General features: G+C 36.1%; 16 protein-coding genes and 1 tRNA gene. 7 read left to right on the top strand and 10 right to left on the bottom strand.

What is annotated here, in order from left to right:
* The first annotated feature begins 8 nt into the window (after positions 1 to 8).
* From U8521_RS03895 to U8521_RS03870, 6 genes are all read left to right on the top strand, one after another.
* Positions 9 to 377 carry a transporter gene (locus tag U8521_RS03895; RefSeq protein ID WP_334351905.1) on the top strand — a complete coding sequence of 123 codons (369 nt, stop codon included), beginning with the start codon at positions 9 to 11 and terminating at the stop codon, positions 375 to 377.
* A 1-nt stretch (position 378) separates the two neighbouring features.
* Positions 379 to 1,047: a hypothetical protein gene (locus U8521_RS03890; protein WP_334351904.1), complete on the top strand. Its 669-nt coding sequence runs from the start codon at positions 379 to 381 to the stop codon at positions 1,045 to 1,047.
* Between the two features lie 115 nt (positions 1,048 to 1,162).
* Positions 1,163 to 2,536, top strand: coding sequence for an SNIPE associated domain-containing protein (locus tag U8521_RS03885; RefSeq protein WP_025084974.1), 1,374 nt, complete (start codon positions 1,163 to 1,165; stop codon positions 2,534 to 2,536).
* Between the two features lie 85 nt (positions 2,537 to 2,621).
* Positions 2,622 to 3,197, top strand: a complete 576-nt coding sequence (locus tag U8521_RS03880) for a hypothetical protein (RefSeq protein ID WP_334351902.1) — start codon at positions 2,622 to 2,624, stop codon at positions 3,195 to 3,197.
* 224 nt (positions 3,198 to 3,421) lie between these two features.
* On the top strand, positions 3,422 to 4,477 hold the full coding sequence (locus tag U8521_RS03875) for an Abi family protein (RefSeq protein ID WP_334351901.1): 1,056 nt from the start codon (positions 3,422 to 3,424) through the stop codon (positions 4,475 to 4,477).
* 146 nt (positions 4,478 to 4,623) lie between these two features.
* Positions 4,624 to 5,772 carry a site-specific integrase gene (locus U8521_RS03870; RefSeq protein ID WP_334351900.1) on the top strand — a complete coding sequence of 383 codons (1,149 nt, stop codon included), beginning with the start codon at positions 4,624 to 4,626 and terminating at the stop codon, positions 5,770 to 5,772.
* Between the two features lie 204 nt (positions 5,773 to 5,976).
* Here the strand turns inward: U8521_RS03870 and U8521_RS03865 are convergent.
* From U8521_RS03865 to U8521_RS03850, 4 genes are all read right to left on the bottom strand, one after another.
* Positions 5,977 to 6,066: transfer RNA gene (locus tag U8521_RS03865), tRNA-Ser, on the bottom strand.
* Positions 6,067 to 6,097: 31 nt separating this feature from the next.
* Positions 6,098 to 6,616, bottom strand: a complete 519-nt coding sequence (locus U8521_RS03860) for an adenine phosphoribosyltransferase (RefSeq protein WP_334332913.1) — start codon at positions 6,614 to 6,616, stop codon at positions 6,098 to 6,100.
* Between the two features lie 22 nt (positions 6,617 to 6,638).
* On the bottom strand, positions 6,639 to 8,945 hold the full coding sequence (recJ, locus tag U8521_RS03855) for a single-stranded-DNA-specific exonuclease RecJ (protein WP_334351899.1): 2,307 nt from the start codon (positions 8,943 to 8,945) through the stop codon (positions 6,639 to 6,641).
* An 86-nt stretch (positions 8,946 to 9,031) separates the two neighbouring features.
* Entirely contained in the window at positions 9,032 to 9,691 is a 660-nt protein-coding gene (locus tag U8521_RS03850; RefSeq protein ID WP_334351898.1) for a class A sortase, read from the bottom strand.
* A gap of 163 nt (positions 9,692 to 9,854) precedes the next feature.
* Here U8521_RS03850 and galE point away from each other — a divergent pair, with 163 nt between their 5' ends.
* A complete protein-coding gene (gene galE / locus U8521_RS03845; protein WP_334351897.1) occupies positions 9,855 to 10,844 on the top strand; it encodes a UDP-glucose 4-epimerase GalE in 990 nt (329 codons plus the stop codon).
* Positions 10,845 to 10,955: 111 nt separating this feature from the next.
* Here galE and U8521_RS03840 read toward each other — a convergent pair whose 3' ends face one another.
* From U8521_RS03840 to grpE, 6 genes are all read right to left on the bottom strand, one after another.
* Positions 10,956 to 12,893, bottom strand: a complete 1,938-nt coding sequence (locus U8521_RS03840; RefSeq protein WP_334351896.1) for an Ig-like domain-containing protein — start codon at positions 12,891 to 12,893, stop codon at positions 10,956 to 10,958.
* Between the two features lie 193 nt (positions 12,894 to 13,086).
* Complete coding sequence (locus tag U8521_RS03835) at positions 13,087 to 14,391, bottom strand: dihydrolipoyl dehydrogenase family protein (RefSeq protein ID WP_334351895.1); 1,305 nt, start codon at positions 14,389 to 14,391, stop codon at positions 13,087 to 13,089.
* A 64-nt stretch (positions 14,392 to 14,455) separates the two neighbouring features.
* On the bottom strand, positions 14,456 to 16,303 hold the full coding sequence (lepA, locus tag U8521_RS03830; RefSeq protein ID WP_334332921.1) for a translation elongation factor 4: 1,848 nt from the start codon (positions 16,301 to 16,303) through the stop codon (positions 14,456 to 14,458).
* 173 nt (positions 16,304 to 16,476) lie between these two features.
* Entirely contained in the window at positions 16,477 to 17,616 is a 1,140-nt protein-coding gene (dnaJ, locus tag U8521_RS03825; protein WP_334332922.1) for a molecular chaperone DnaJ, read from the bottom strand.
* 124 nt (positions 17,617 to 17,740) lie between these two features.
* Positions 17,741 to 19,597 carry a molecular chaperone DnaK gene (gene dnaK / locus U8521_RS03820; RefSeq protein ID WP_334332923.1) on the bottom strand — a complete coding sequence of 619 codons (1,857 nt, stop codon included), beginning with the start codon at positions 19,595 to 19,597 and terminating at the stop codon, positions 17,741 to 17,743.
* Between the two features lie 34 nt (positions 19,598 to 19,631).
* Positions 19,632 to 20,204, bottom strand: coding sequence for a nucleotide exchange factor GrpE (gene grpE, locus U8521_RS03815; protein ID WP_334351894.1), 573 nt, complete (start codon positions 20,202 to 20,204; stop codon positions 19,632 to 19,634).
* Positions 20,205 to 20,220: the final 16 nt, after the last annotated feature.

The following is a 20,220-nucleotide window of genomic DNA, read 5'->3' as shown; positions in this document are numbered from 1 at the left end:
TTTTTATTATGAAAAATCTAAAAATAAACATCTGGACTGGGATTCTAGATATTATTAACTGTGTTTTGTTTGCTGTCTCGTGGCCTGTTATTTTTAGTACAGCCGCAAGTGATGCTTTTGGCGGTACTAATTTGACAAGCGGTACTGGTACATTTTTCTACGTTATGGCTGCTATTGGTATTATTTTAAATATTATTGCCCTTATTCAAAGCAGAAATAAAAATATTTCAATGGTTGGACCTATTCTGGGGATTATTGGTAATGCACTGTTCTTAATATCCGCTGCAATGGCATTTCCTGCAATTGTAGTTATTATTGTGGGTACCGTATTTATCTTATTACACCACCCTTCAAAAAATGCTAAGGCGGTGAACTAGGATGAAAAATAATAAACCGTTCTACAAAATTTGGTGGTTTTGGCTTATTGTTGTTGTCTTAGTTGTTATTATATTTGGAATGATTGGTGGCGGCGGAAGTTCATCTGATGACGATACTTCTAATAAGGCATCTGGACACACTACAACACAAACAGAAAAAGGTTCAAAATCATCTTCAAATAAAGATACCTTGGATATCAATTACGATAATCACAAGATTTTAGATCAAAAATCTTATGACGTTTCATTTAATGATAATTCTTGGCAACCAGCCAACATTAAAGTCTCAAAGGTATCTATCTTTAAATTGAATCCATACACTTCAGATGATGACTCAAATACTAAAGCTGAGGGCTATATTATCATTCATATGAGTGTCGCAGCTAACAGAGACATTACGACTTATCCTGATCAAGGTACCTTAGTAACAAACGACGGACAACAAGTAGATGCTGTTCTTGATACCGTTAAAGGGTACAAAGAAAATTGGGCGGGAGAAATCTCCAAAGGTGTTACAAAACAAGGTGATATCCTCTTCCCTATTGAAAAGCTAAGTAAGATTAGTGATATGAAGACATTACGTCTTAAATTTGATGCTTACTATGATACAGATGATTATGAAGATGAAAACTCTGATCACAGTTTTGACATCACTTTAAACTTAAATTAATAAATGGCCGGCAACGGCTTTTTATTTTAGACAGTTCCAAAAAAAACAAATTTTGGGGATTTAAAATACATTCAAGATATGAGGACAAAAAAACTATTTTGTAAGGGGTAAAATGATGTCACTTTCTGACTTATTCAAAACACAACAGTACAAAGAAACTATAGAAACACTTAAAAATGAAAACGCCGAACTCACAAATAGGAACAATGAACTTACTCAACAGGCCAATTTAAAATTAACTGCTAGTCAAATGAAACCGGCTGAATTAAATGAACTAATTAAAAAGAAACAAGATGAATTAAGCTCAAAAAAATCTGAACTTAGTAACATAGTGAAAACACATGAAAGCACATTGTCTAAATTAACCACCGAAGAGTCCAATTTACGTAATGAAATTTCGAATTTAACTTCACAAATATCATCACTGAAAAAGGAATTGGATGACACTGAAGATAAATTGAATATGCAGTCGTACGGACTCTATAAACCACGTTATGATTTTGCAAATTCTCTTGGATATAAGGCTCGTCTTGATGAGGTCCGTCAAACACAAAAAAGAATGATTCGTAGCTTTGAAGCATACTCTATTTTCACCCCAATGACCTTAAACAACTCAGAAGCAAAAGGCCGCTCAATGCAAAAGAAAAACGGAAAACAACTGATTAGAGCCTTTAATGGTGAATGCGAAGCTGCAATCAACAAAATAACTTATTCTAATATAGATCGTATAGAGAAACGTATACATAAATCCTACGACCAATTGAATAAACTAAATGATCCGAATGGAATTTCTATTGCGCCTGAATACTTGGACAGCAAGATAGATGAACTACATCTAGCATATGAATACTCTGAAAAGAAACAAGAGGAAAAAGAAGAATTACGTGAACAGCGTGAACGTGAACGAGAAGATAAAAAAGCACAAAAGCAAATCCAAGACGCTCAAAAGAAATTAAATAAAGAACTTGATCATTATAAAAAAGCACTCGTAGAACTTACTGCTAAATTATCGACTTTAGAGGGAAAAGAACGTGACGACGTTCAGCAAAGCATTGATGAACTAAATCAAAATATCTCTAAAGGTGAAGCAGAGAAAAATGATTTGGATTATCGACAAGAAAATGCCACGGCTGGTTATGTCTATATAATTTCAAATATCGGCTCTTTTGGACCAGATGTAGTAAAAATTGGCGTTACAAGGAGACTTGATCCTCAAGAACGGATTGATGAATTAGGATCCGCATCTGTTCCATTCAAATTTGATGTTCATGCATTTATATTCTCATATGATGCATATTCACTAGAAGCCGAATTACACCAACGTTTTAATGATAAACGTATCAACAAAGTTAATAATAGAAAAGAATATTTTCACGTATCAATTGATGAAATTGAAAAAGTCTTAGAAGAATATAAGGATTTGACGGTTGACTTTAATGAGATTCCAGAAGCAGTTGAATATAATCAATCATTGGCTTTGGAACATTAGGGTTTATATTTTATTAATTTATATAACACAAAAATAATTAACAGTAATTCTGGAATCTATTATTCACGATATGGGGGATATCAAGATGAAACGTATTATCACATCTGCTCTATTAATTGCTACTACCCTTTCGCTAGCAGCATGTTCAAATAACAAGTCAGCCAGTTCTTCTGCTGAAAAAAAGGATAAGACTACCCTAGTTTCTAAGAAGAAAACTGACAAAAAGAAAAAGGCTTCTTCAACTAAGAAGAAGTCCCCTAAGAAATCTGATCAAAAAAAGGATAGTAACAATAATCAGCAAGCAACTGATCAGAATGACGCTCAACAAAATAACACCAATCAACAAGCTCAAAATCAGACTTCTAATCAATCTCAACAGGCTTCAGACACAAATACCAATAGCCAACAACAAACATCTCAAAACGATCAAAATACACAGCAACAATCTAGTGGTATCTCGTATGATGAAAATACTTTAACAGGATTCGTTAACAAATATGGTGAATCCCCTGCCGCTTATAAAATGGATCATGATGGAATGTCACAGCAACAAGCGTTAGAAAGTACGCCAGACAACATGAAGACGTTTGGTGAGATGCAAACTCAAACAGGAATGCAGCAAGGATACATTGACGAGAATGGTAACTATACAGGTCAATAATTACGAGTAAAAAAGCCATGTCGTGGCATGACTGTAAAAACAATTCATCAGAACTGTAGGAATATGTATGACTATGTAAAATTATCTAACCATGATTCATTAAAATGTTAGATTTAATGAATCATGAATGATATACTATATCTATACAAATGAGCGCGTACTTAGTACGCCACTGGACGGATATAGTTTATTCTATTATTCGTCCTTTTATTTTGGAGAAAATTATGCAAGCTGATAAACCATTTAAAACAATAGATGAACAAATGGAGTTATTAAAATCTAGAAATTTAACTTTTGAGAATCCTGACACTGTAAGATCATCTTTAATAAAGTATGGTTATTATGAAATAATTAACGGTTACAAGGATAAATTCTTAATAAACCCAGATAACGATGATGAAGGATTCAAAGATGGAATCACATTCGAACATATCCTTGCATTATATAAATTTGATAAAAATATAAGAGCCTCACTTAAAAATGCACTGGAAGAATTCGAATTATCCTTTAAACAAATTTTAGCTTATACAATAGCTGAGGAATATTCAGATAATGATAGTAGATATATTGCAATAAGTAACTATAACACTGGTAAATCTCATATAATCTATAGACATAGAAGGCCTTTACGTGACAGACAGGGTAATATTGTTACTGAAAACGATCGTGATAGACTTTTAAAGAAATTAAAATACATTACAAAGCATAATGACTATCAACCTTTTAAACATTACCGTGAAGACCATCATAATGTTCCACCTTGGATAGCTATAAAGGGTCTAATGTTTGGCGAAGCCATTTATCTTTATAAATTAAGTAAACCAAATGTTAGAGACAAGGTTCTCGGAAGAATGATAAATTTAGATTCCCGTCTTGTACCTGTTGCTGATGATAAATTCAAAATAAGACAGTCTTTTGGGGATATATTATCCCTATGCCTTTACTATCGAAACGAATCATCTCATGGAGGAAGGATATACAATAGGCGGTCCCATAAATACCAGCTAAGAAACTCATCATATTTCTTTCCAAATATAATAAATGTTACTAGATCACAATTCTTAAAAGGACATGGAAGAAGTAGTGTTGGTGCATTATTGAGCTGTTTATGGGCCATCGATTCCTCAGATTGCTATTCTACTTTGCAAACTTGGCTATCAGTTTATATGGACCAATATCTTACAATATATCCTCAAGATAAAGAAATGTTATATGATTCCATGGAATTAAACTTTCAACACAGCAAGGTATTGGCGATCAATCACAATAAAAAGCCTTAAAAGGCTTTTTATTTTTAACGTCCAAAGAACATATGTACCCCATTAAATTGACAAAACTCTCCTATTCGTCAATTTGATTTCAAAAATATAAATAAATTCAAACCATTATCAATCAAAACTTTACTTTAGAAAGGATATGGTCAATTATGGCGTCAATCCATAAACGCAATGGAAAATGGGAATATCGTGTTTCCTATAAAGATCCTACTACTGGCAAATATAGAAATAAAACAAAGGGCGGGTTCGTCAGGAAAACAGAATGTGAGGAAGCCGCTAGGAAAATTGAATTACAAAAATCAAATCATGCTAACCTTGCAAAGCAAGATATGCTCTTCTCCGATTATTTTAAAGAATGGGTTGAACTATATCGCATTAAAGGCAAATCACATTCTACAGTTAATAGATACTATTTTGCGATAGATGTAATCAAAAAATACTTTCCAAACATGAGACTAGTTGATATTACTAAAGCAGACTATCAGCATTTTTTAAATGAGTTTGGCAAAACTCGCACAAAAGTAACCGTTAGCAAATACAATAGTTTCTTTAGATCAATGTGTGAAGATGCAATAGCAGAACAATTAATCTATACGGACTTTACTAGAAATACAACCATTGTTGCCGGTAAGGAATCAAAAAGCCCCGATGAAAAATTTCTTGAACCTGATGATTACATAAAACTGATTGAAGTTGCTAAAATGCATACTTCTATTAATGATATATCATCAGCTGAAGTATATTTAGTAACACAAACAGGAATGAGATACGAGGAATGTGCGGGGCTTACTTGGAATGATATCAATTTTAATAAAAAAGTAATTCGTGTCAATAAAGCCATCGAAAATGATACCCGTAATCAAAAGGCCACTAAAACACCTGCTGGTGTTAGGTATGTTGATGTTAGTAGTGACTGCATTAATGTACTTAAAAAGCTCAAAATTGGTCAGGAAGAATACTTTAATAGAATTAATTACACTGATCCTTACAATTATGTTTTTAGAAGTAGGCGCAAAGAAACACCTACTTCTCAATCAGTCAATCAGCAATTAAAAAAATTACTAAATGAAATCGGCGCAAGTAAAATAATTAATTTTCACGGGATTAGACATACTCATATATCCTACCTACTTGATCAGGGCTTTAATCTTAAATATGTATCAAGACGTGTCGGTCATAAAACAACTGCTACTACATTAAAATATTACACTCATATGTTCGATTCAACATCGCTTGAGCAAAGTAGTGATCTTAGAAAATTATTTAACGGCATTGAAGAAACTAATAATAATGATTAGCATTAATACAATATTTTGCGCACACCTTTTTTGCTGATTTTTTCCTGCGCAAAATGGGACAATGAATCTTCCGCTGCGCAAAATTCTGCGCAAATAGCATTTAAATTCTCTTACATTTTTTATAAAGCAAAAAAAGAGGAACACCGTTAATTCAGTGTTCCTCTAACTATTTTTGAGAACTTTTGTTCTCTTTTATTCTAAATAAGGAGAGTACAGGATTTGAACCTGCGCGCCTGCTATAAAACAGGTTCGTCGGATTTCGAGTCCGATGCATTACCACTCTGCCAACTCTCCATAAGAAAGGCCCTTTCAGACCCCTTTGTAATTAATATTGCATTAGGGTATACATGTCGTACCCTTTTATTTTATCACGTCCGTGCAAATCAGTTAACTCAATTAGAAAGGCGGTTCCAACAACGATTCCACCTAACTTTTCAATCAACTTAATTGTAGCAGCTAATGTGCCACCTGTTGCCATTAAATCGTCAACAACTAAAACTTTTTGACCTGGTTTGATGGCATCTTTTTGCATATACAAAGAACTTTGACCGTATTCAAGGTCATATGTGACCGAAACAGTCTCACGAGGCAACTTACCTTTTTTACGTGCAGGAGCAAATCCAATACCCATCTTGTAAGCTACTGGGCATCCCACGATAAATCCTCTTGCTTCAGGTCCTGCAATCATTTCTGCACCACGACTTTTAGCATAGTCAACAATCTTATCGGTTGCTGCAGCATATGCCTTGCCATCAGCCATTAATGGTGAAATATCTCGAAATAGTACACCAGGTTCTGGAAAATCTTGAACATTAGCAACATATTTCTTAAAATCAATATCCATTTTTTTAAATTCCCCATTCAATCTAACAGTGGCAATCAAAATCACTCATCCAAGATAAGAGATCGTCAAAGTTGGATTCAATTAATATTTTTTCAACATCATTGCGTTGTAATCTCTTCACGTAAGTTGGAGATTCAATCAATTTGCGTTGTTGAGCATCAGCTTTTTCAACAAAGCCATTTACCATTTTAACAAAATTTAACTCAAAAAACACTTTTAAATAAAAATCTACGTCATTTTTTTCAAAATTTAAATATTCAGCCACTAAATTCATTTGATCAGCACGAATATTTTGATGCGTGTACAAATACTTCAAGAGCGTTTTCATTCTTGCCATATCGGGTTTTAAATAACCACTAGTTAAATTAGTATGGAAAAATAACGCCGTGTGTGCAGCTTGATTCGTCTTCAAAAAATTTTCGAACAATTGCAAATTATGTGGTCGATCGTAAATTAAAATATTTTCTCCGTCGACATTTTCATCAAATTTAGCCATTTTAACGTTCACTTTTGACCGTTTAGCAGCTTCATAATAAGCATCATTGAAGAAAACTATGGCATCGAAATGTTCCATGATCGAAGCCGATATTCGTTTGTTGCGATAATCTAAATAAACTTTTTTCAAAGCTTGAATCTTTTTGGCCTCGGGTGACACTTGCAAATCATCTAACATCAATTGCAAGTTTTTCCGACCAGCCCACTCATTGATGCCCAATTCACCATAAACGTTACAAGGTGCGTTCTTGACTTCTTGAGCTTGCTTAAACATGCCAAAACCTATCGCATCGATTTGGTGGTCGTTATCCTCAATGAATGTCTTCAAGTGACTGCCGTCTTTGCCAATCGAGCGCATCTGGCTTAACTCAACATTAGTCAGTTTGATCACCGGTTTAGGATTTCCCATTCCAAACGGTGCCAACTGATTAATATCTTTGATTAGATCAAAATTCAAGTCTGCAATCGATAAATCTAGATCATAGTCTTTAACGACCGGTGCTTGAGAATCAAAACCTTGTTTTTCTGGCTCAGATTGCACCAACTCAGTTAATTTATCTAATTGACTTTCTTCAATCGAAAAACCACACGCCTGAGCATGACCACCAAAGGCTGTAAACAAGTCTTGATATTGCTGCAAAGCCGTAAACAAATTGAATCCTTCAGGACTACGACCGGACCCTTTCATCACACCACTAAATTCATCATATTGAGTGGCTAAAACTGGTTTATTTTCTTGATCCATGACCCGACTAGCAACTATTCCGAGCACACCTTGATGCCAATCGTTACCCTTTAAAACTATCACACCATGATCTTTTTGGGCAGCAATTTGGCTCTGAGCATCGTTGAAAGCTGAATTAACCAAGTCTTGACGTCTAGCATTGATATCTTCAGTCTCATCGACGATTTCTTTAGCAAAACTATCGTCACCAGTCGTCAACAGTTCAACTCCAGAGGAGGCATTATCCAAGCGTCCTAAAGCATTAATTCTTGGAGCTAATTTGAAACCGATATCCTCCTCATTGATATCACGCAACTTGATCTTGCATTTCTTGATCAACTCGCTTAAACCAACGTGATGATTTTTTTGCATTTCTTGCAAACCAACATTGACGATGACACGATTTTCACCTTTTAAAGCCACAGAGTCAGCAACTGTTCCGATAGCCGCCAAATCTATCAATTCCAAAGCTTCATCGCCTAAAAGTGCATCAGCAATCTTAAAAGCCACTCCGGCACCAGACAAATACGGACAAACATATTCCGAGCCTGGGATACTAGGATGAACGATTGCATCAGCATCAGGTAATTCTTTCGGTAAATCATGATGATCAGTTACGATGACTTTAATACCACGATCCTTTAAATACTTGATCTGCTCTTTACCACTGACACCATTATCAACCGTGATTAATAAGTCGATTCCTTTGTCAGCTAATTCTTTGTAACGGTCAAGGTTTGGGCCATAGCCATCTTTAAAACGGTCTGGAACATAAAAGATCGGCTTAGCTCCCAGTTTTTGTAAAGTCAATTTCATTATTGAAGTACTTGTCACACCATCAGCATCATAGTCACCATAAATGGCAATTTTTTGTTGACTGCTGACCGCATCATCAATTATTTCCAAAGCTTTATCGAGGTCATGCAAACCGAACGGATCTTGTAATTCATCTACATTACTATGCAGAAAAGATTCGATTTCCAAGTTATCGGTAATACCTCTTTGAATCAATAGTTGTGCCACTATCTCATTCACGTGTTTTTCGGAAGCAAATTTTTCTATCTCTTGTTTTGTGGGATTCTTACGTTTCTCCCAATTAATTAATGTCAATCCATCACCTACTAACAACTAATTATAGCAATTATCAAACGTAAAAAAAAAGTCTTGACATAGCATCAAAACTTTTTAAGTTCCAATTAAGAAAAAACAGCTAAAGTTTGTTTATTCGCTGGTTTACTGCTGACTAGTGAACCTTGTAAGGCCCAGCGATTCGTTCCCCCATCTGCGCAGGTTATTAATGTTAATAAACTCTGTCCTTCAACGTCGTCTAACAAGTAGACTGCTGTTGGAGGAACGATTTTCTTGTAGAAAATTTTATACGTATAAACTCGTTTCATATCTGTAATGTAGGCTAAATCACCAATTTTAGCATTCTCTAACGGTGAAAATAGTGCACCTTTGTTAGTCATATAGTGACCTGCCAAGGCATAATTCTTTTTCCCCATTACTTCGTCTTCTTTCATCGTACCGCCACCGGTCGATAAAGCATTATCACTTAGTCCGACAACGATTGGTAACTTCAAATTGACTGAAGGAACAGCCATTTTTCCAATCACTGCTGCATCATTGTTAACAGCTGCTTTGGCTACTTGGCTCGCCGAAATTGGTTTAACTTTTTTAAAGTTAAATTCACCCTTTTTCTTTTTATTGGCCTCAACTTTTTTGGCAGTTAAGGTTGTGTAATTCTTTTGTGCAATTTGTTTAACTGCATATTCTTTAATTGGTTGATTGAAGATCAGAATTAATGCAACCAATAATAATAGGATAGTTCCAAAAATTGAAAAGAATTTCTTCATATTTTCCATTCCGTTCCATATTTTAATTAAACAATATAGTTAATATAGTAATGCATTGAATCAATAAAGTTAAGATTTTAAATTTTGAGAGTTCTTTAGAAAGCGATTTAATTTTTAATAAATAAGTTATAATATAATCATAAACAAATCTGGAGGTAATTTTATGAGCATTCTTGTTTTAGGTGGTGCCGGTTACATCGGTTCACATACAGTTGATCACTTGTGTGAACTAGGTTACGACGTCATTGTAGCAGATAACCTATCAACAGGACACAAACAAGCTGTTAATTCAAAAGCTAAGTTTTATCAAGGTGATGTCCGTGATAAGGAATTTTTGATCAAACTTTTCCAAAATGAAGATATTACTGATATCATTCACTTTGCGGCTTTCTCAGTTGTTCCAGAATCAATGAAAGATCCTCTCAAATACTTCGATAACAATACTAGTGGGATGATCTCTCTACTTCAAGTAATGCACAACTTTGGTGTAAAGCACATCGTCTTCTCATCAACAGCCGCAACATACGGCGAACCTAAACAAATTCCAATTAAGGAAACTGATCCAACAGTGCCAACTAACCCATATGGTGAAAGTAAACTTGCTATGGAAAAAATCATGCACTGGTGTGATGTAGCTTACGGTATCAAATTTGTTGCCTTGAGATACTTCAACGTTGGTGGTGCAAAACCAGATGGTACTATCGGTGAAGATCACAATCCTGAAACTCACTTGATCCCAGTTGTACTTCAAGTTGCTGCTGGACAACGTGATGAATTGACTATTTTCGGTGATGATTATGATACTAAGGATGGTACTAATGTCCGTGATTACGTTCACGTTGAAGACTTAGCTGAAGCACATCGCTTGGCTATGGAATACTTGCGTGCTGGTAATGACAGCGATGTCTTTAACCTTGGCTCTTCAACTGGTTTCTCTAACAAGGAGATTCTTGAAGCAGCTCGTAAAGCTACTGGCAAAGAAATTCCTGCAAAAATGGGTCCAAGACGTGCCGGTGACCCAAGTACTTTGATTGCTGATTCTACAAAGGCTAGAACTATTTTGAAATGGCAACCTAAGTACGATGATGTTGAAAAAGTTATCACTGATGCTTGGAACTTTAAATCAAAACACTTAAATGGTTATGAAGATTAAGAGAGTGGAACAAGCCGGTTAGACTAGCTGTTTGAGTCTTACTTATCTAACTCATTTTAATTAAAGAGCATGACATAAAAAGCTTATCGGAAAAATTCCGGTAAGCTTTTTTTATTCTACACTATCAACGAAAGTCCAATTTAACTTTGCGTGATAGCTACCTGATTTATTTAACTTATTATTCATTTCTAATAAAACACCCTTATCGGTTCGCCAAGAAAGTGAGTTCATCATCTGGCCACCAGCAGTTTCAGAAACTAAGGTTGTATTTTCTAATAGATCTAGTTCAGAATCGTCGTTAATGTACTTTAAATGTCCTTGAAGCTCATTTTCTTGTTCATCCTTTAGTGGAGCTTCCTGTGATAAAAAGAGCTTCAGAGCGGTTTTATTACGTCTCATATCGTCGATTTCCAAAATGTTATTTGGCCAATTAGTTTCTGCCTGACGATAAATTATTTTTTCATTGGCAATCGGTTTGATATTACCGTAATCAATATCGTTAATTGAATATTCCAATTTATTCGTGATCAAATTAACTGTTCTGGTATCACCAAATTTTTGATATTCAGTCCCATTATCATCAACACCATGGACGTATCCGGTCGACCGATAAGTTTCACGCTTATTAACATCACTGATCGTCGTGTTTACTTCTAATTCGTGACTCTGATTGATGCCAAAATTCAAATCAGAAATTTCCACCACATCTTCGGACTTACTATCAGTATTGACCTTATAATCTACAGCAGTCCCATCAACTAAAACTTCATTAATTTTACTGCCCTTGCGAATTGGTAAATAATAAGTCGCATTTTTTAAACGGCTGCCAGTACTCTTGTTAGCAATTTCCGTGTTGTAAACGACATTGTCATCCCCAATTACATCGAACAACATAGTTGGTAAGTCATTGCGATCACTCACAGTTTGATTAGTTAAAGTATCTTCAATAGCAATCTCTGGACCATCCTTTGATAAGACATTCAATTTAGCCTTGTTAGTATCATATTCATACTTTTGACCACTACTTTTAACTTCAATATGAGCGAAAATTTCAGTACCATCATCATCTAAAGTCGTCACTGGTGTGGTGTGAGAAACTGAATTATTGCCAATTTCAATTTCAGATTGTTCATGGGTAATTGGATCTTCTTTGAACCAACGAATAGAATAAGCTAAATCTTCTTGCTCTTCAAATTCACCAATATTTCCTAACAACTTGAAAGTAGCAGTTTCTCCAGCATAAACTGTTTGATCATCCAAACCTCCACCGACCATTACAGTGGTACTAGCTTCCTTGGTACCACCATCAGAACTATTAATTGCTGTAGCAGTAACTTTAACTTCTCCAGTAATAGCGCGATTGTTAGCAGTAATCAGACCAGTATTTTCATCAATCGTTGCAATATCAGGTTTATCAATACTCCATTTTACTGTACCAGTAAAATCTGCTGGTGAAATGCGTGCCCTGGCATAAGTTGAGGTCGTGGTGATTTCATTTTCTAAATTATAAATATAATCATCATCAGTCGTTACACTTATATCTGTGACATCAACATCACTATCTAAAGCATGCACTGCTGCAACTTTAGTCCAAACTTGTGGATCAAAAATCGAAGGTCCCAGTAACATATACCACGATGTTCTTAGTTGATAATATTTCACTCCTACTTCTTTGGGAGTGACCGTTAAATTTTGATCAGTCCCACCATTTTTACTACTCACTTTATCCCACTTCTTGCCATCTGAACTCTCATACCATTGATAATGTTGCCAAGAAGTAATCGTTAAAATCCTTGTCACCACTGAACGACCAGCATCGGTATAGAGCGTCACAGGATTTCCTTCAATCGTATAGACCTTTTCTTCCGGTTGAAGGCTGTAGCCAGAAGTCATCCACATCCCTAAAAATTTTCTAACCTCACCAGTTGGCTCATGTTTTGGGACAATATTGACCTCATCACGATCACCAATTACTTCGGTAGCAATTTCAGCTGCTTCGATTTCTTTATTTTTCTTGAGTACTAAGCGTCCTGCAAAAAAAGAAAACATAATTATGCAAATAAGGAATTTTTTGAAATTAGTTGATTTGCGCATATTTATGAATGCCCTTTCTTTCATTCTACAAGAATTATATCATCCAAAAATATGTACAAAAGTCAAATTTAACAAAATATTTTTAAATAAATAGATTTAAAAGCAATACAATTCATTTGACAAATAAAATATTCTTATATTTTTTTATCTAAAATAAATATTCTAAATCACTAGCAGCAGTCGGATAAGCTAAAATTTCCTTCTGAACGTCTTGATGAGTCATCTTTTGCTCAATTGCTTTAGTCAACAAATTGATAAAACTATCAGCTTCTTGACTCAAAACAGTTGCACCAATAATTTGACCATCATCGTTCAAGAAGATCTTTACTTTGGCAACTGGTTCATTACTATGACGATATGAGAACCAGTTTGTAACATCCTGATCAACTACTTTACTTCCAGTTTGCGCACCCACTTTAGCAAGCTTTGGACTGCCATAAACTACTGTTGGAATAAGCGGCAATGAAATATCTGCAGTAGTCTTTTGCAAAATAACTTCACTAACATAGTTAGCTTCAAATCCAGCTACAGGCGTTAATTTAGGAGCTTTAGTTGAAACAACATCCCCAATAGCAAAAATCTTGTCATTACTAGATTGCAATTTAGAATTTACGACTACACCATGTTTATCAGTTTCCACATTAGCCTTTTCCAAATCTAAAAAGTCAGTATTAGGAATCCTTCCAGTTGCACCAATCACTAAATCAGCTGTCAAATTTAAATTATCAGCTTTGACAACAAATTGGTCATTATTTTTCGTAATTTCTTTAGTATCAACATTAAAATGGAATTTTACACCCTTTTGTTCCAATTGCTTAACTAATTCATCTGCATAATCTTGGTCAAAAGCTTTCAAAGGATGATCATTGTGATGGATCACATGCACATCAGCCCCAGTAGCATTAGCAATCGTGGCCATTTCAAAAGCAATGTAACCAGCACCGATGATGGCAACTGTTTTAGGTAATTTCTTCAAAGATAAGAAGTCAGTACTGGATAAAAGATTTTCTTTTCCTTTGATATCCAAATAACTTGGACGTTGTCCAGTTGCAATAATGAAGTGATCAGCTGAATAGGTTGCTTCATTTACTGTTAATTCATTCTCTGAAACAAATTTAGGCTCGCCATCAATTGTTGTGATACCCGAATTAATAGCTCCGTCTTTACTGCCCTTAGAAACTGGATCAGTGAAGGTTTCTTTAAATTTTTCAATTTCAGACCAATTGACAAACGGCACATCGTCAAACCCTTTACCTTTTAATTGTGCTACTTTGTCTCTAGCTTCGACGGCCGCAATGAAAACTTTTTTAGGATCACAACCACGATTAGGACAAGTTCCACCCCAAAGATTATTTTCGATAATGGCAACGTTTTGACCGGCGGCAGCTAAATTAGAGCCTGCAGCTAATCCTCCTGGGCCAGCACCGATGATAATCGTATCAAATTTTTCCATAACAAAACCTCCCAATAAATAAAAAAGCCTATAACGAGTTTATAAACCCATTATAAGCAATTTCCTAATTATTTCCGTCTTCTTTGCCTCGGTTAAGATTTAAGACAGACATGAAGGCCTCTTGAGGAATCGAAACTTTTCCAACTTCCTTCATTCGTTTCTTACCAGCTTTTTGCTTGTTCAATAGCTTATCACGACGAGTTCTATCACCACCATAAAGTTTAGCAGTAACATCTTTTCGATAAGCTTTAACATTGGCACGAGCCACGATCTTATTACCAATCGCTGCTTGAATTGGAATTTCAAACATTTGTCTTGGAATAACTTCCTTCAAACGGGCAACAATATCGCGACCACGTTTTTGTGCAAAGTCCTTGTGAACGATAAAACTCAAGGCATCAACGGGTTCACCGTTCAAAAGAATATCCATTTTGACTAATTCGCTTGGTTCATAGTCGTCGACATCATAATCCAACGAAGCATATCCCTTAGTATTTGACTTCAAATCATCAAAGAAATCGAAGATAATTTCGAGTAGTGGCAACTTATAAATAACGTTCACACGATATTTATCCAAATAATCCATAGTCACGAACTCACCGCGTTTTCTTTGACACAGCTCCATGACTGGACCAACAAAATCTTCTGGAACCATGATCTCAGCTCGAACGAACGGCTCACGTACTTCTTTTATTTCTGAAGCATCTGGCAATTCGGCTGGATTATCAACGATGATCTCTTTACCATCAGTCGTTGTTACATGATAATCAACAGATGGCGATGTGGTAATTAAATCAAGGTCAAAGTCACGTTCTAGACGTTCTTGAACAACATCCATATGTAATAGCCCTAAGAAGCCAACACGAAAACCAAATCCCAAAGCTTGAGAAGTTTCTGGTTCATATTCCAAAGCAGCATCATTTAATTGCAGCTTATCAAGTGCTTCATGTAAATCTTCATACTTTGCGTTATCGACTGGATAAAGACCAGCATATACCATTGGTGTACTCTTACGATAACCTGTCAATGGTGCATCAGTCGGATTATTAGCTAAGGTAACTGTATCACCAACTTGAGTATCCTTAACTGTCTTGATACTTGCTGTGATATAGCCAACATCCCCTGCCATCAAATAATCACGTTTAACGGCTTTAGGAGACATTACACCGACTTCTGTAACTTCAAAGGTCTTCTTATTACTCATCAATTCAATCGTGTCTCCGACCTTTACAACGCCTTCACGGACACGAACATCCAAAACAACTCCACGATAACTATCGTAAACTGAATCAAAGATCAAAGCTTTTAATGGCTTATCTAAATCACCTTCTGGGGCGGGCACATCAGAAACGATTCTTTCAAGTAATTCATCCACACCAACACCAGTTTTTGCACTCATCAAAATTGAAGATTCAGCATCAATACCGATCATCTCTTCAATTTCTTCTTTAACTTTATCCGGTTCAGCCGATGGTAAGTCAATTTTATTAATTACGGGAACAATTTCCAAATCGTTATCAATTGCTAAATAAGCATTGGCTAAGGTTTGAGCTTCAACCCCTTGAGCTGCATCAACTACTAATAAAGCTCCTTCGCAAGCTGCCAAAGATCGTGAAACTTCATAAGAAAAGTCCACGTGTCCTGGGGTATCAATTAAATGAAAAATGTATGTTTTTCCATCCTTGGCTTCGTACTCTAATTCGACCGCATTCAATTTAATAGTAATTCCACGCTCACGTTCCAAATCCATATCATCTAGGATCTGAGCCTTCATATCACGTTTTGCTACTGTCTTAGTTCTTTCCAAAATTCGATCAGCAATCGTTGATTTACCGTGATCGATATGCGCTACGATAGAAAAATTACGAATTCTCTTTTGTCTTTCTTTTAACTTATCGAGATCTAAATCCATAAATTATTTCCCTTCTATCAGAAATTTATCATTCTTTCTATTTTACACTATTGTACACCGATGTTCTAGACAACAAAAAAGAAGAGGTCAAAACCCCTTCTTTCTAACTGAAACGAGTTACACAAGAGCAACTCCCTACGAGAGCTGAGCGCTCTTGTTCCACTCTCTTATTGTTATTCACCTTTAAAGGCGTCTCTTACTTTATTGAAAAAGTTACTATCTTTTTCTTTAACCTTGTCGCCACCAGCTTCGGCAAATTTCTTCAAAGCGCTACGTTGTTCAGCGGAAAGTTTTCTTGGCGTCACAATATTAACTGTGACCTTTTCATCACCAATACTCTTGCTGTTAAGAACTGGAGCACCCTTGCCACGCAATCTAAACGTTGTACCAGTTTGCGTACCACTTGGGATATTCAACTTAACTGGTCCATGAACCGTGTTAACTTTGATTTCATCACCCAAAGTAGCTTGAGGGAAACTGATATTCACTGAGGCATAAATTGTTGAGCCATCACGTCTAAATTCCTTACTTGCAGCAACGTGGAAGACAATATAAAGATCACCATAAGGTCCACCGTTAGTTCCGGCTTCACCTTGACCATCAAGGCGCATTTGTTGTCCATCTTCAACACCAGCTGGTACGGTAACTTTTAATTCATGCTTTTCATTTACCTTACCTGAACCGTGGCAAATGTTGCACTTTTCTTTAATTTCTTTACCAGTACCATTGCAGACGTCACAAACAACTCTTGTACGCATACGACCAAGTGGAGTTTGACGATCAACTTCAACATAGCCTGAACCATGACATTTTGAACAAGTTTCTGGATGTGTCCCTGGTTTTGCACCAGAACCACCACAAGTAGAACATTCCTCTTCACGGTTATAAGAAATATTAGTCTTCTTACCGAAAACTCCTTCTTCAAAAGTCAAATCCATGCGGTATTGAAGGTCGGAACCTTGTCTTGGGGCATTTGGATTTTGACGAGCAGCTCCGCCACCGCCAAAGAATTGGCTAAAGATATCTTCAAAGCCGCCGAACTGATCTCCACCAGCTCCGCCACCGAAGCCGCCAAATCCACCTTGGCCACCATTCATACCGGCAGAACCATATTGATCATATTGAGCACGCTTTTGTGGGTCTTTTAAGATTTCATAGGCTGCATTAACTTCCTTAAACTTAGCTTCCGCATCGGGAGCTTTGTTCAAATCAGGATGATATTTTTTTGAAAGTTTACGAAACGCCTTTCTAATATCATCATCAGAAGCATTTTTATCAACGCCTAGTACGTCATATGGATTTCTATCTGCCATTAAATCACCTTTGTATGACAGGACAATTTTGTCCTATTCCTTTTTAACGCTCAAAAGAGCAGTTATGTTCTTACTATACCATAACTGGTTTTAGTAATTAAATGACTGCTCTTTATCACAATTATTATTTATTATCCTTATCTTTATCAGGATCTACTTCTGAAAAGTCGCCATCAACAGTGTTGTCATCTGACTTCTTATCACCAGTATTACCCTTAGCGTCGCCGCCAGCTTTTTGTTGTGCTTGTTGAGCTTGTTGATAAAGTTTTACAGACAAATCTTGAACGATCTTATTCAAATCGTCACGTTTCTTCTTCATGTCTTCAAGATTACCTGAGTCTTGAGCTTTCTTCAAAGCATCACGAGCATCTTGGGCTTTCTTGATTTCATCATCAGAAACTTTACCTTTAACGTCTTTTAGAGTCTTGTCAGTTGCGAACAATGTTTGTTCAACGTCATTCTTAACATCGACTTCTTCCTTACGTTTGTTATCTTCTTCTTCGTGTTCCTTAGCTTCCTTCATCATCTTGTCGATTTCTTCATCGCTCAAGCCTGATGAACTCTTGATAGTAATCTTTTGTTCCTTATTTGTGCCCAAATCTTTGGCAGATACATTTACGATACCGTTCTTATCAATATCGAATGTAACTTGAATTTGAGGTACACCACGAGGTGCAGCAGGAATATCTGTCAATTGGAAACGACCTAAGGTCTTATTGTCAGCAGCCATTGGACGTTCACCTTGTAAGACATGAATATCAACAGCACTTTGGTTATCAGCAGCAGTTGAGAAGACTTGTGATTTGCTTGTTGGGATAGTTGTATTTCTATCGATCAACTTAGTGAAGACGCCACCCATTGTTTCGATACCAAGTGATAGAGGTGTAACATCAAGCAAAACAACATCCTTAACATCACCAGAGATAACACCACCTTGAATAGCAGCACCAAGGGCAACGGCTTCATCAGGGTTGATTGAGTGATCTGGGGCTTTACCAGTCCATTTAGCAACAGCATCTTGAACAGCAGGAATACGTGTTGAACCACCATTTAAGATAACCTTGTCGATATCAGAATTTGTTAGATTTGCATCTTTCAAAGCATTGTCAACGGGGATCTTAGTTCTTTCAACTAAATCGGATGTCAATTCATCAAACTTAGCACGTGTCAAAGTTTCTTCCAAGTGAAGTGGGCCATTAGCACCTGATGAAATAAATGGAAGACTGATTGATGTTTGAGCAACACCTGACAAATCTTTCTTGGCTTTTTCAGCGGCATCCTTTAATCTTTGTAGAGCCATCTTATCTTGTGATAAGTCAACGCCATTCTTTTCTTTAAATTGTGCAACTAACCAATCAATGATCTTTTGGTCAAAGTCATCTCCACCTAGATGTGTATCACCATTTGTTGAAAGTACTTCGAAGACTCCGTCACCTAATTGAAGGATAGAAACATCAAATGTACCACCACCAAGGTCATAAACAAGGATCTTTTCGTCACCCTTATCATTATCTAGACCATAAGCAAGTGCTGAAGCTGTTGGTTCGTTAACGATACGTTGAACGTTTAGACCAGCAATCTTACCAGCATCTTTAGTAGCTTGTCTTTGTGAATCATTAAAGTATGCAGGAACTGTAATAACAGCATCTGTAACTTTTTCACCTAAGTAATCTTCTGAGAATTTCTTGATGTGTTGAAGAATGAAAGCAGAAATTTCTTGTGGTGTATATTCTTTTCCACCAGCTTTTACCTTGTAACCTGCTTCACCCATATGACGTTTGATTGATGAAACTGTGTCAGGATTTGTGATAGCTTGACGCTTTGCAACTTCACCAACTTGAATTTCACCATCTTTAAAAGCAACAACAGATGGAGTAGTTCTAGCACCTTCTGGGTTAGTGATGATCTTTGGTGATCCACCTTCCAAGACGGCTACAGCTGAGTTTGTAGTACCTAAATCAATACCAATAACTTTAGACATAATAAAACCTCTTTTTTAATTTCTTTTATTTAAATTATTGAGCAACGACAACCATTGCTGGACGTAAAACGCGGTCTTCTAATTTATAACCCTTTTGCAAGACTTGAACGACTGTATCCTTCTTATGATCTTTATCAGCAGGAACAGTTTGAACGGCCTGACTAAATGTTGGATCAAAAACTTCACCAGCATTATCGATCACAGTCACATGATTATCATCTAAGGCTTTAACCATGTGTTGTTGAACCATTTCAATCCCTTTCTTGAGTTGCTTGCTGGCTTCATCGTCAGCTTTAACATCAAGGGCACGTTCTAGATTATCCAAAACTGGAAGAATCTCGGTTGCTAGCTTTTGACCATCATACTTTAGAATTCCGGAAACTTCCTTCTTATGACGATTATTCATATTCTGAATTTCAGCTTGGCTTCTCAAGAATTTATCTTCCAAATCCGCATTCTTAGCTTTAAGGTCTTTGATCTCTTTGTCGCGAGGATCAACCTTTGCTTTTTCTTCTTTAGCTGATTTTTCAGCTTTCTTATCAGTCTTTGGAGCTTTGTCTTTAGTAGACTCCTGCTTCAAATCTTGATTTTTGTTCTTATCTGCCATTACTTCCTCCTAAATT

The sequence above is a fragment of the Companilactobacillus miaonis genome (assembly GCF_036913615.1).
Taxonomy (GTDB): domain Bacteria; phylum Bacillota; class Bacilli; order Lactobacillales; family Lactobacillaceae; genus Companilactobacillus.
This window is presented reverse-complemented; position numbering and strand designations above follow the sequence as displayed.

Excerpts from the sequence above, each read along its gene's own strand:
- U8521_RS03895 (WP_334351905.1), top strand. The coding sequence starts at position 9 with ATGAAAAATCTAAAAATAAACATCTGGACTGGGATTCTAGATATTATT.
- U8521_RS03890 (WP_334351904.1), top strand. The coding sequence starts at position 379 with ATGAAAAATAATAAACCGTTCTACAAAATTTGGTGGTTTTGGCTTATT.
- U8521_RS03885 (WP_025084974.1), top strand. The coding sequence starts at position 1,163 with ATGTCACTTTCTGACTTATTCAAAACACAACAGTACAAAGAAACTATA.
- U8521_RS03880 (WP_334351902.1), top strand. The coding sequence starts at position 2,622 with ATGAAACGTATTATCACATCTGCTCTATTAATTGCTACTACCCTTTCG.
- U8521_RS03875 (WP_334351901.1), top strand. The coding sequence starts at position 3,422 with ATGCAAGCTGATAAACCATTTAAAACAATAGATGAACAAATGGAGTTA.
- U8521_RS03870 (WP_334351900.1), top strand. The coding sequence starts at position 4,624 with ATGGCGTCAATCCATAAACGCAATGGAAAATGGGAATATCGTGTTTCC.
- U8521_RS03860 (WP_334332913.1), bottom strand. The coding sequence starts at position 6,616 with ATGGATATTGATTTTAAGAAATATGTTGCTAATGTTCAAGATTTTCCA.
- U8521_RS03850 (WP_334351898.1), bottom strand. The coding sequence starts at position 9,691 with ATGAAGAAATTCTTTTCAATTTTTGGAACTATCCTATTATTATTGGTT.
- galE (WP_334351897.1), top strand. The coding sequence starts at position 9,855 with ATGAGCATTCTTGTTTTAGGTGGTGCCGGTTACATCGGTTCACATACA.
- U8521_RS03840 (WP_334351896.1), bottom strand. The coding sequence starts at position 12,893 with ATGTTTTCTTTTTTTGCAGGACGCTTAGTACTCAAGAAAAATAAAGAA.
- U8521_RS03835 (WP_334351895.1), bottom strand. The coding sequence starts at position 14,391 with ATGGAAAAATTTGATACGATTATCATCGGTGCTGGCCCAGGAGGATTA.
- lepA (WP_334332921.1), bottom strand. The coding sequence starts at position 16,303 with ATGGATTTAGATCTCGATAAGTTAAAAGAAAGACAAAAGAGAATTCGT.
- dnaJ (WP_334332922.1), bottom strand. The coding sequence starts at position 17,616 with ATGGCAGATAGAAATCCATATGACGTACTAGGCGTTGATAAAAATGCT.
- dnaK (WP_334332923.1), bottom strand. The coding sequence starts at position 19,597 with ATGTCTAAAGTTATTGGTATTGATTTAGGTACTACAAACTCAGCTGTA.
- grpE (WP_334351894.1), bottom strand. The coding sequence starts at position 20,204 with ATGGCAGATAAGAACAAAAATCAAGATTTGAAGCAGGAGTCTACTAAA.